General features: G+C 72.0%; 9 protein-coding genes and 1 pseudogene. 2 read left to right on the forward strand and 8 right to left on the reverse strand.

Translation table 11 applies throughout. The annotated features are described in order from the left end of the window. Window positions 1–93 (reverse strand): annotated as a pseudogene (locus ABZ783_RS14970) (DUF3071 domain-containing protein); the annotation flags it as partial. Window positions 94–106: 13 nt separating this feature from the next. Then, window positions 107–505: a VOC family protein gene (locus ABZ783_RS14975; protein WP_357437933.1), complete on the reverse strand. Its 399-nt coding sequence runs from the start codon at window positions 503–505 to the stop codon at window positions 107–109. An 83-nt stretch (window positions 506–588) separates the two neighbouring features. On the opposite strand from ABZ783_RS14975, the gene ABZ783_RS14980 reads away from it, so the two are divergent. After that, window positions 589–1,389, forward strand: coding sequence for a TetR/AcrR family transcriptional regulator (locus tag ABZ783_RS14980; protein WP_357437937.1), 801 nt, complete (start codon window positions 589–591; stop codon window positions 1,387–1,389). 63 nt (window positions 1,390–1,452) lie between these two features. Here the strand turns inward: ABZ783_RS14980 and mdh are convergent, their stop codons facing one another. Both mdh and ABZ783_RS14990 read right to left on the reverse strand, forming a co-directional pair. Next, window positions 1,453–2,403 (reverse strand): malate dehydrogenase, encoded by a 951-nt coding sequence (mdh, locus tag ABZ783_RS14985; RefSeq protein ID WP_357437940.1) that lies wholly within the window; start codon window positions 2,401–2,403, stop codon window positions 1,453–1,455. Window positions 2,404–2,503: 100 nt separating this feature from the next. After that, on the reverse strand, window positions 2,504–3,367 hold the full coding sequence (locus ABZ783_RS14990; protein ID WP_357437943.1) for a bifunctional methylenetetrahydrofolate dehydrogenase/methenyltetrahydrofolate cyclohydrolase: 864 nt from the start codon (window positions 3,365–3,367) through the stop codon (window positions 2,504–2,506). Between the two features lie 416 nt (window positions 3,368–3,783). On the opposite strand from ABZ783_RS14990, the gene ABZ783_RS14995 reads away from it, so the two are divergent. Further along, a complete protein-coding gene (locus tag ABZ783_RS14995; protein ID WP_357437946.1) occupies window positions 3,784–4,809 on the forward strand; it encodes a dipeptide ABC transporter ATP-binding protein in 1,026 nt (341 codons plus the stop codon). 106 nt (window positions 4,810–4,915) lie between these two features. On the opposite strand, the gene ABZ783_RS15000 is transcribed toward ABZ783_RS14995, so the two are convergent. The 4 genes from ABZ783_RS15000 to purN all read right to left on the reverse strand — a co-directional run bounded on the left by ABZ783_RS15000 (window position 4,916) and on the right by purN (window position 10,568). Continuing rightward, the gene (locus ABZ783_RS15000; protein ID WP_357437949.1) at window positions 4,916–7,549 is read right to left on the reverse strand and encodes a glycosyl hydrolase; all 2,634 of its coding nucleotides are present in this window, start codon (window positions 7,547–7,549) and stop codon (window positions 4,916–4,918) included. Window positions 7,550–7,704: 155 nt separating this feature from the next. Next, complete coding sequence (locus tag ABZ783_RS15005; RefSeq protein ID WP_357437951.1) at window positions 7,705–8,115, reverse strand: hypothetical protein; 411 nt, start codon at window positions 8,113–8,115, stop codon at window positions 7,705–7,707. A 264-nt stretch (window positions 8,116–8,379) separates the two neighbouring features. Then, complete coding sequence (gene purH / locus ABZ783_RS15010; RefSeq protein WP_357437953.1) at window positions 8,380–9,951, reverse strand: bifunctional phosphoribosylaminoimidazolecarboxamide formyltransferase/IMP cyclohydrolase; 1,572 nt, start codon at window positions 9,949–9,951, stop codon at window positions 8,380–8,382. After that, complete coding sequence (gene purN, locus ABZ783_RS15015; protein WP_357437956.1) at window positions 9,948–10,568, reverse strand: phosphoribosylglycinamide formyltransferase; 621 nt, start codon at window positions 10,566–10,568, stop codon at window positions 9,948–9,950. Before purN ends, purH begins: the two co-directional genes overlap by 4 nt. Between the last annotated feature and the right edge of the window lie 357 nt (window positions 10,569–10,925).

Here is a 10,925-nt window from a genome sequence, read left to right on the forward strand (position 1 = left end):
CTTGCCCGACGGCCAGGTGGCGATGATTCGCCAGGTGCCGTCGTCCCGCCGGTACGCGTCCCAGGAGATCTTCTCGGTGTCGATCCCGTGCTGGCGCTACGCCGGATCAGCCCGCCTCGCCCGGGGCGTGCACCCACTCCACCAGCTGGATGATCACCCCGTTGGGGTCGGTGACCTGGAAGAAGCGCTCCCCCCACGGCTCGGTCTGGATCGGGGTCGTGACCGGCACGCCGGCGGCCTGGATCCGGGCGTGCTCGGCGTCGATGTCGTCCACCACGAAGGCGACGATCAGGCCCTGAGCCCGCTGCTGCTTCAGGCTCTCCGGCTGGATGCTGGCCAGCCCGGCCCGCAGGAAGATCAGGTTGAAGCCGACCCCCTCGCGGGCCAGCGAGACGAACCCGTCGGCCGCCATCTCCTGCCGGAAACCGAAGTGCCGCTGGACGAAGGCGGCCGAGGCCGCCACGTCGTCGACGTTGAGCGAGATGGCCGATGCGGTGATCTGCACGTGGTCTTCCTGATGTCGGGGGGATTACTTCGTACATCGTACAACGTACTGTGTACGGGGTTTTTGCCTGAGAGGATCGGCAGGTGCCCAACCACCGCAGCGGAGCCGACGACCCGGCCCGCACCCTGCGACTGCTCTGGCGGCAACCCGACGAGAGTCCGCGTCGAGGTCCGCGCCAGGGTTACTCGCTGGACGACATCGTCACGGCCGCGATCGAGCTGGCGGACACCGACGGGCTGGACGCGGTGACCATGCGGGCGGTCGCCCAGGCCGTCGGCGTCGCGCCGATGACCCTCTACACGTATGTGCCCGGCAAGGCCGAGTTGCTCGACCTGATGTTGGACGCGAGCTACGCCCGGATGCCCCGGCCGGACCGCTCCGGCGAGCCGTGGCGGGCCCGGGTGGCGGCGCTCGCCGAGGACAACCGCGGGCTGTTCGCCGCCCACCCCTGGGCCGCCGAGGTCGCCACCGGCCGACCGCCGCTCGGCCCGGGGCTGATGGCCAAGTACGAATACGAACTGCGCGCCTTTGACGGCACCGGCCTGCCCGACGTGCAGCGGGACGCGGCGTTGACGTACGTCCTCGACTTCGTCCGGGCCGCGGCCCGCTCGGCGGCCGAGGCACGGCTCGCGAGCCGGGAGAGCGCGTGGAGCGATGAGCAGTGGTGGGCGGCGAACGGCCCGCTGCTCGCCCGGGTGCTCGATGAGCAGCGGTACCCGACCGCGGTCCAAGTCGGCGCCGCCGCGGGGGCCGCACAAAACGCCGCGTACAGCCCGGAGCAGGCGTACAACTTCGGCCTGGCCCGGGTCCTCGACGGCCTGGGCGTCCTGATCGACGGTGGAAGCGGCGGTCGAGGCGGTTCCGGCGCGGGCCGGGCCGACTGATCCCCGCCCGGACGCGAAAGCGCCCCGCGACCGGCGGTCGCGGGGCGCTTCGGGCAGCCGGGATCACATGTTGGCGACGTCGGACTGCTTGGCGCGGACCGCCTCGGCGGCCTCCTTCAGGCTGGCCAGCTCGTCGGCGTCCAGGTCGGTCTCGACGACCCGCCGGACGCCGTCGCGGCCGATCTCGGCTTCGACGCCCAGGTAGACGCCGGAGATGCCGTACTGGCCGTCGACCCAGGCGCAGACCGGCATGACCTCGCCGGAGTCCTCCGCGACCGCCTTCGCCATCCGGGCGGCGGCGGCGGACGGGGCGTAGTACGCCGAGCCGGTCTTCAGCAGCGCGACCACCTCGGCGCCACCGTTGCGGGTCTTGACGACCAGGTCCTCGATCTGCTCGGCCGGCATGACGTCGCGCAGCGGCTTGCCGTCCACGGTGCTCTTCGACGGGACCGGCACCATGGTGTCGCCGTGCGAGCCGAGGGTCAGGGTCTTCACCGACTTCACCGGTACGCTCAGCGCCTCGGCCACGAAGTTGGTGAACCGGGCGCTGTCCAGCATGCCGGCCTGGCCCAGCACGCGGTTCTTCGGGAACTGGGTGGCCTTCTGGGCCAACGCGGTCATCTCGTCGAGCGGGTTGGAGACGACGATGACGACGGCGTTCGGGGCGTACTTGGCGACGTTCTCGGAGACCTGGCGGACGATCTTGGCGTTGGTCTCCAGCAGGTCCATCCGGCTCATGCCCGGCTTGCGGGGCAGGCCGGCGGTGATGACGACGACATCGGAGCCCTCGATGGCCTCGTAGCCCTCGCCGTTCGGACCGGTGGTGACGCCGACGACCTTGGTCTCGAAGCCCTCGACCGGACGCGACTGGTTCATGTCCAGCGCGATGCCTGCCGGCTTCCCCTCGATGATGTCCGTGATCACCACGGTGTCGAAGATGTCGTACTCGGCCAGGCGCTGCGCGGTGGTGGAGCCGTAGAAGCCGGCCCCGACGACAGTGACCTTCTTACCCATGGTCGTCCCACTCCCTGATACCAGTCGGTTTTCCGGACCGTATCAGCCATCCTGTCACCGATCCGGCCAGGGGCGGACGGTTATGACGTGCTTGGGATGGTCAGGCGCCACGCTCGGCGCGTTCCACCACGTTGGTCAGCAGCATGGCCCGGGTCATCGGGCCTACGCCGCCGGGCATCGGGACCAGCTTGCCGGCGACCTCGGCCACCTCCGGGTCCACGTCGCCGGTGTAGCGGCCCTTGCCGTCCGGGCCGATCACCCGGGTGATGCCGACGTCGACGACGGTGGCGCCCGGCGTGATCATGTCGGCGGTGAGCAGGCCCGGCACGCCGGCCGCGACGATGACGATGTCGGCGGCCCGGGTCTGCTCGGCCAGGTCGAGCGTGCCGGTGTGGCAGAGGGTGACGGTGGCGTTCTCGCTGCGCCGGGTGAGCAGCAGGCCGAGCGGGCGGCCGACGGTGTTGCCCCGACCGATCAGCGCCACCTTGGCGCCGATCAGCGCGACGTCGTGCCGGCGGAGCAGTTCGACGATGCCGCGCGGGGTGCAGGGCAGCGGGGCGTCGTAGCCGAGCACCAGCCGGCCCAGGTTGACCGGGTGCAGGCCGTCGGCGTCCTTCGCGGGGTCGATCATCTCCAGCGCCCGCTGGGTGTCCAGCTGGGCCGGCAGCGGCAGCTGGACGATGTAGCCGTGGCAGGCCGGGTCGGCGTTCAACTCGGCGAGGACGGCGTCGAGCTGCTCCTGGGTGGCGTCGGCGGGCAACTCCCGGCGGATCGAGGCGATGCCGACCTCGGCGCAGTCGCGGTGCTTGCCGTTCACGTACGCCTCGGAGCCGGGATCGGTGCCGACCAGGACGGTGCCGAGCCCCGGGACGACGCCCCGATCCGCCAGCGCCTTGACCCGTGTCCGCAGCTCGTCCTTGATCTCCGCCGCGGTCGCCTTGCCGTCCAGGATGATCGCCGTCACGTCTGGATCGTCTCACGCCGCGCGCCCGGCCGGCCCGCGACGGCCAACGGTGCCGATCTGCTACGCAGGCTTCGTCACCCAGAGTTACGCAATGTGGATTTCGCCACACGCCGGGGCGGGCAGCCGACGCTCAACCAGGGTGGAACGGACGGCGGGCCGGTAAGCCCGCGAGGATGTCGAGACCTCGTTCCGGGGGCGCTGGGGAGGCCTCAGCAGCCCCTCTGAGCGGCTCCTTCATCATCTTCCTCAAGGCGGGTGGACAATGGCCCCGACCCGCGCCCGGTACCCCTTCGCCGCGCTCTCGGTACCGAAGCCACCACCCGACATACCATTGCCGACCGTTGCGCAGCGTTACCCGGCGCCGGGTGTCGGCGACGGCCGGACCAGCGCGCGCCACTTCGCGCAGGAGGTCCGTGATGACAGCGCCCGCCAGCACCAAGGTCCGCGGCGAGACGATCCTCTCCGTCAACCACCTGGTCAAGCACTTCCCGATCACCCAGGGTGTGCTGTTCAAGAAGAAGGTCGGCGCCGTCAAGGCGGTCGACGGGGTCAGCTTCGAGCTGCGCCGCGGCGAGACGCTCGGCGTGGTCGGCGAGTCCGGCTGCGGCAAGTCCACCCTGGCCCGGCTGCTCATGCGGCTGGAGACCCCGACCGCCGGCCGGGCCAGCCTGGAGGGGAAGGACCTGTTCAAGGCCTCCGGCGCGGAACTACGCCGGCTGCGCCGGAACATGCAGATGGTGATGCAGGACCCGTACACCTCGCTCAACCCGCGGATGACGGTCGGCGACATCATCGGCGAGCCGTTCGACATCCACCCGGACGCGGCCCCGAAGGGCAGCAAGCGGCGCCGGGTGCAGGAACTGCTGGACGTGGTCGGGCTCAACCCCGAGCACGTCAACCGCTACCCGCACCAGTTCTCCGGTGGCCAGCGGCAGCGCATCGGCATCGCCCGGGCGCTCGCCCTGCGGCCCGAGATCATCGTCTGCGACGAGCCGGTCTCCGCGCTCGACGTGTCGATCCAGGCCCAGGTGATCAACCTGCTGGAGCAGCTGCAGGACGAGTTCGGGCTGTCGTACATCTTCATCGCGCACGACCTGTCGGTGGTCCGGCACATCTCGGACCGGGTCGCGGTGATGTATCTCGGCAAGATCGTGGAGACCGGCACCGAGCAGGAGATCTACGAGCGGGCCACCCACCCGTACACCCAGGCGCTGCTCTCGGCGGTGCCGGTGCCGGACCCGGGGGCACGGGCGACCCGGAGCATCATCCGACTCACCGGCGACGTGCCGAGCCCGGCCGACCCGCCGTCCGGCTGCCGATTCCGCACCCGGTGCTGGAAGGCGCAGGACATCTGCGCCACCCGGGAGCCGCACGCGGTGCTCCGCGCCGCGGACCCGCACCCCTCGGCCTGCCACTTCGCCGAGGTCCGCCCCGCCGCCTGACCGGGCTGGCCGCGACGCAGGCCCCGCCCCCGGAGGAAGAGGGGGCGGGGCCTGCGCGGTCGCGGCCTACGGGCCGGCCGGTCCCCAGGGACCGACCGACCCGAGGTCAGAGCTGGGCGAGGGGGAACGCCCAGATGCCACGGCCGTGGGTCGCGACGTAGACCGAGTTGTCCACCGCGTTGTACTCGACGTCCATGCCCACGGTCAGCGGCAGGCCGGAGCCGAGCCGCTGCCAGTTGGTGGCGCCGGGTGCGCGGTAGAGGGTGGCCAGGTCGGTGGCCAGCACCAGGGCGCCGTTGGACAGCTCCTTGATCGAGCTGGCCGGCACGTCCGGCAGGTTCGCCGAGACGTCCTTCCAGCTCGCGCCCGCGTCGGTGGTCTCGTAGACGTGGCCGAAGCCGACCCCCGGTCCCTCGGTGAACCGGCGGGAGAACCCGTTGATCGCGAGGAAGGCGTGCGCGGCGTTCGCCGGGTCGATCCCGACGCCCTGCACGAACCGGTTCGGGAAGTCACCCGGCAGGGTGAGCTGGTGCCAGCTCGACGGGTCGCCGACCTTGCCGACCGCGACGCCCCGGGCGAACCCGGCGTTGTTGCACGGCCCGCACCAGCCGACGTACGCCATGCCGTTGGAGACGGCGACCGAGGTGGCGGTGTGCCCCGCGCCCAGGTCGAAGACGTTCGTCCAGCCCTTGCCGTTCTGGATCGCGTAGCCCTTGGTGTTCACCCAGACGTGCTGGCCACCGGCCACCCAGACGTTGGCGTCGTGGTCGTCCGGCGCGAACGGCGCGATGAACCGGGCCGGCTCGTCGCCCGGCCGCGAGGTGTACGGCCGGATGTCCCGCGAGGTGGAGGTGCTCGCCGTGCCGGGGCCGGGGTTCTCGTTGCAGTTCTCGGTCACCCGCATGGCCAGGTTGGTGTACTCCTGGACCTGCCGGCAGCCGTTGGCCGGGTCGGCCAGGGAGTCGCCACCGTCACCGCCGAAGTTGGACCCCATCACGGTGTCGCCGGGGCGGAGCACCGAGACGCCGTTGTCCTGCAGGCCGCCGGAGACGACCGTGCCGGCCTTGGCCGGGTCCTTGCCCACCGCCACCGCGTAGTACTGGAGGGCGTCGATGGTGCCGTCGTTGAGACTCTCCCAGTCGGTCGCGTGCCCGGCCTTGTCGGTCTTGCCGTTGATCGGCCGCCGGTACACCCCGCCGTCGTTGCCCACGTAGACGAAGCCGTTGCCGACCGCCACCGAGTGCTGGTCGGAGTGGGTCGTCTTGCTGCAGGTGTTCTGCGCGTCGTAGATGTTCCAGCAGGAGAAGTTGAAGTTCCAGTAGGGACCGACGGTCTTCCAGGTGGCGCCGGCGTCGGTCGTCTCGTAGACCTCCTCCAGCCCCGCCCAGAGGTGGTTCGGGTTGGCCGGGTCCACCGCGAGGAACTGGTTGTACCAGGCCTGGATGCCCGGGCCGTAGCCCTTGCCACCGACGGCCTGCTTGAGCGCCGAGCCGGAGTTGCCCAGCTTCGACGAGTCCGCGATCTTGTTCCACGGGCCGGCCGGGTTGCCGGTGTTGGCGACGTAGATGCCGTCCAGGTAGCTGTTCACGTTGCCGGCCGGCTTGTTGAGCAGCCGCGGCGACTGGTTGATCGCGTACAGCCGGCCGCCGTCGGCGGAGAAGGCGAACGTCACGTAGCCGATGTCGTCGGCCGGCATGGCGCCGGTCGGGTTGACCTTCGTCCAGCCCCCGGCGGTGTAGTCGGCGGTCTCGTAGAAGCCGTTGTACGTGTCGCCGGAACGCCAGGCCGAGGCCACCACCACGTGCTTCGGGTTGCGCGGGTCGTTCGCCACGTCGTTGACGATGTTCTTGTACGCGGCGTTCGCGTCACCCGCGTTCGCCCCGCCCGGCAGGTAGCTCGGGTTCGGCGCGAACTCCTGCTTCCAGGCGCCCGAGGTGCTGCTCATCGGGTGCGAGAACAGGCCCCGGTTGGTGGCGACCCAGACCTTCCCGTCGAAGAACCGCAGCTTGTTGATGACCGTGCTCTCCAGCTCGGTCCCACCGACCCGGTCGGTCGGCTTGAACGCGCCGCTCTTCGGGTTGGCCAGCCGGTAGACGCCGGCGCCCACGTACGAGGTGCCGCCGGTGTTCGCCTCGCCGGTGGCGTACCAGAGCGAACCGTCGGCGGCGAGCACGAGGTCGCCGCTGGACAGCGTGGGCAGCGCGTCCGTGATCGGCGTCCAGCTCCCGCCGCCGGTCGAGGAGCGCCACACGCCGCCGTCCGCGCCGGCCGCGTAGACGTAGCCGCCGTTGTCCGCCGCGAGGCCGGTGATCCGGCCGGTGACCAGGCCGGCGCCGCCCGAGGAGTTCGACGCGTAGTCGCGGTAGCGCGGGTCGTCGCCGTCGTACTTGACGTTGGTGACCTCGCGCCAGGTGCCCTTGGTGGCGGCGAGCCCGTTGAGCTGGCTCAGCGCGTTGGAGTACGCGCCCGGCGAGACGATGCCCGGGGCGTAGCGGGCCTGGGCGAACTGCTCGGCGATGGTCCGGGCCTCGAAGGCCTCCTCGCCGGCCTCCTCGGACGACTCCCCGGCCGCCATCTCCGTGAACTCCCTGGGGTGCCAGGGCAGGTTGGCGCCGGGCTCGTCGGCCAGGCCGAGCTTCTCCTGCACCTCGTAGTTGGTGGCGACGACGCCACCGAGCGCGGCGGCCAGCACCAGCGCGCCCGCGATTGTCGCCGGCTTACGCCAGCGGGACTTGGACATGTGAATCCTCCGGGATTCAAGGGGCCCGGGCAGGTGGCCCGGGCTGGGAAAGCCGGGGCGGCGGATGGCCACCTGGGCAGGTTCGGGATCGGACGGATCGTCCGGATTCGACGGTCCGCAGCGCGCCGGTGCCGAGGGGCGGGCGCGTGGGCGGGTCAGGCGACGGTCGGCGGGGCCCGGGCGAGCAGGGTGCCGCGCGGCGGCAGCGGCAGGGCCGGCGGCCGGTAGCGGGTCGGGGCGACGCCCGGATGGGGCGGGCCGCCGACGGCCACGGGCGGGGCCGGGAGGAGATCGTCCGGTCCATCTGTGGAGACGACGCCGGGGCGGTGGTCACCACAGTGTCCGCCGACGAGTTCCGTCCGCAGGTCCCGGGGAGCGTCGGGAGGCGCTGGGCGCGCCACAACGGCTCGGGGGTCGACCGACGGCGTGTCGTGGCCGATCGACCGGTGCGCGGCGGTGACCACCGCGCCGGGACCAGGGGTTTCCCCGTGGGTGGGCGCCCCCAGACCGACCAGGACGAACGCCAGCGCCACGACGACGGCGGTCAACCGGTCGAACACGCGCATGGGGCGGACCTGTCGGTAGGAGGGGGCCGCTCGGGCGGGCGCCGCGAGGGACCCGGGCCGCGAACGGGGGCTGGCCGAGAGGAGAGAAGTATCGATCGCTTGCTGCCGGGGCCACGCTAGCAACAACTTTTGCCGGCGAGCAATGGCCAGGTGCTCCTACTTACGGCTGGTCAGCAGCCGCCATGTGACGGTGCCATCGGACGACGGCCCGGCACGTGCAACGCCGGGCGCGGCCGGCCGGCCGCGCCCGGCGGACGACGGTGCTCAGTGGAAGAAGTGCCGGGTGCCGGTGAGGTACATGGTCACCCCGGCCTCCTTGCAGGCGGCGATGGTCTCCTCGTCGCGGATCGAGCCACCGGGCTGGACGATCGCCCGGACCCCGGCCTCGATGAGGATCTTCGGGCCGTCGGCGAAGGGGAAGAAGGCGTCCGAGGCACAGACCGCCCCGCGAGCGCGGTCGGCACCGGCCCGGCGGACCGCGAGCTGCGCCGAGTCGACCCGGTTCACCTGGCCCATCCCGACGCCGACAGTGGCGCCGTCCTTGGCCAGCAGGATCGCGTTGCTCTTCACCGCACGGACCGCCCGCCAGGCGAACACCAGGTCGCGCAGGGTCGCCTCGTCGGCCGCCTCGCCGGTGGCCAGCCGCCAGTTGGCCGGGTCGTCGCCCTCGGCGTCGATCCGGTCCCGCAGCTGCACCAGCACCCCGCCGGTGACCTGCCGCCACTCGGCCGGCAGCGGGTTGAACTCCGGGGCGCGCAGCAGCCGGATGTTCTTCTTGGCCTGGAGGACCTCCACCGCACCCTCGTCAAAGCCGGGAGCCACCAGGACCTCGGTGAAGATCTCCGCGACCTGCCGGGCCAGCGCCACGCTCACCGGCCGGTTGACCGCGATCACGCCGCCGTACGCCGACACCGGATCGCAGGCGTGCGCCTTGCGGTGCGCCTCGGCCACGTCCGCGCCGACCGCGATGCCGCACGGGTTGGCGTGCTTGATGATGGCCACCGCTGGCTGCGCCGGGAAGTCGTTCGCGGCCCGCCAGGCGGCGTCCGCGTCGACGTAGTTGTTGTACGACATCTCCTTGCCGTGCAGCTGCGCCGCCTGCGCCAGCCCGGCCGGGCTCGCCGGGTCGGCGTAGAGCGCGGCCGCCTGGTGCGGGTTCTCGCCGTAGCGCAGCACCGCCTGCCGGCGCAGCGCCAGGCCGGCGAACTCCGGCCAGCCGTCGGCGGCCGGTGCCAGGGTGGCCGCGAACCAGTCGGCGACGGCCACGTCGTAGTCGGCGATGTCGGCGAAGGCCCGGGCGGCGAGGGCCCGCCGCTGGGCCAGCGTGAAGCCGCCCTCGGCGAGCGCGGCCAGCAGCGCCGGGTACGCCGCCGGGTCGGTCACCACGGCGACCGAGGCGTGGTTCTTGGCCGCGGCCCGGACCATCGCCGGACCGCCGATGTCGATCTGCTCGACGCACTCGTCCTGGTCGGCGCCGGAGGCGACCGTGGCCTGGAACGGGTAGAGGTTGGAGACCAGCAGGTCGATGCCGGCGATGCCGTGCTCGTCGAGCTGGGCGGCGTGCGCGTCCTTGCGCAGGTCGGCGAGGAGGCCGCCGTGGATCTTCGGATGCAGGGTCTTGACCCGGCCGTCGAGGATCTCCGGGAAGCCGGTCACCTGCTCGACCGGGGTCACCGGCACGCCCGCGCCGGCGATCGTGGCCGCCGTGCTGCCGGTCGAGACGATCTCCACTCCGGCCCCGTGCAGGGCCCGGGCCAACTCGACCAGACCGCTCTTGTCGTAGACGCTGACCAGCGCCCGTCGGATCGGGCGGCGCGCGTCCTCAGTGGTGCTCACGGAACCCTGACCTTTCTACCGGTGATCGTCCAACCTTCACGGACCAGCCGACCGACCTGCTCGACGAGCTGGCGACGCTCGGCCTCCTTGATGCGCTCGGTGAGCGTCTCCTCGTCGTCATCGTCCAGCACCGGCACGGCGACCTGGGCGACGATCGGCCCGGTGTCCATCCCGGCGTCGACGAAGAACAGCGTGGCCCCGGTGACCTTCACGCCGTAGGCGAGGGCGTCCCGGGGGCCGTGGATGCCGGGGAACGCCGGCAGCAGGGTGTTGTGGGTGTTCAGGTAGCGGTCGCCGAACGCGGCCAGGAACTGCGGGCCGACCAGCTTGAGGAACCCGGCGCTGAGCACCAGGTCGGGCCGATGCTCGGCGACCCGGGCGGTGAGCGCGGCGTCCCAGTCGGCGCGGGTCGGATGGTCCTTCAGTCGCTCCACGAAGGTGGGTACCCCGGCCGCGGCGGCCCGGTCCAGGCCGGCGATCCCGTCCCGGTCGGCGCCCACGGCCACCACTCGTGCGCCGTACCCGGGGTCGGCCGTGGCGTCCAGCAGCGCCTGGAGGTTGCTGCCGGAGCCGGAGACGAGGACTACGAGGCGGGCGACGGACGCGGGCTCGGTCACCCGGCCACCCTATCGGGCAGGCCGGGGCGTCCAGCGTGCGGGCGGTGAACCTCGCGGGTGATCTCCGGGTGGTGCGGGCACGATACGCTGCCGTCGCCCGGTTCGTTGGCGTAGGCCCGGCCCGGTGTCGGCATCGTGACCTTGGTTCCGGGCCCGTCTGCCGCGGGGTCCCGGTGCTGGGCGAAGTGATGCGCAGCAGCAACGGACCATGGACCGTCGACCCCCAGTTTGAGGAGCACCCCGCAATGCAGCCCGGTTACCCCGGTCAGGACCCGTACGGTCAGCAGCCCAACCAGAACCCGACCTCCCCGCAGCACCAGGACCCGTACGCCCAGCCGCCGCAGGCGCCGCAGTACG

The organism is Micromonospora sp. NPDC047738 (assembly GCF_040642675.1).
In the GTDB taxonomy this organism is placed as follows: Bacteria; Actinomycetota; Actinomycetes; order Mycobacteriales; family Micromonosporaceae; genus Micromonospora.

Bases quoted from the DNA above. Each gene is read 5' to 3' on its own strand.
- mdh (WP_357437940.1), bottom strand. From the start codon at position 2,403: ATGGGTAAGAAGGTCACTGTCGTCGGGGCCGGCTTCTACGGCTCCACC.
- ABZ783_RS14995 (WP_357437946.1), top strand. From the start codon at position 3,784: ATGACAGCGCCCGCCAGCACCAAGGTCCGCGGCGAGACGATCCTCTCC.
- ABZ783_RS15000 (WP_357437949.1), bottom strand. From the start codon at position 7,549: ATGTCCAAGTCCCGCTGGCGTAAGCCGGCGACAATCGCGGGCGCGCTG.
- ABZ783_RS15005 (WP_357437951.1), bottom strand. From the start codon at position 8,115: ATGCGCGTGTTCGACCGGTTGACCGCCGTCGTCGTGGCGCTGGCGTTC.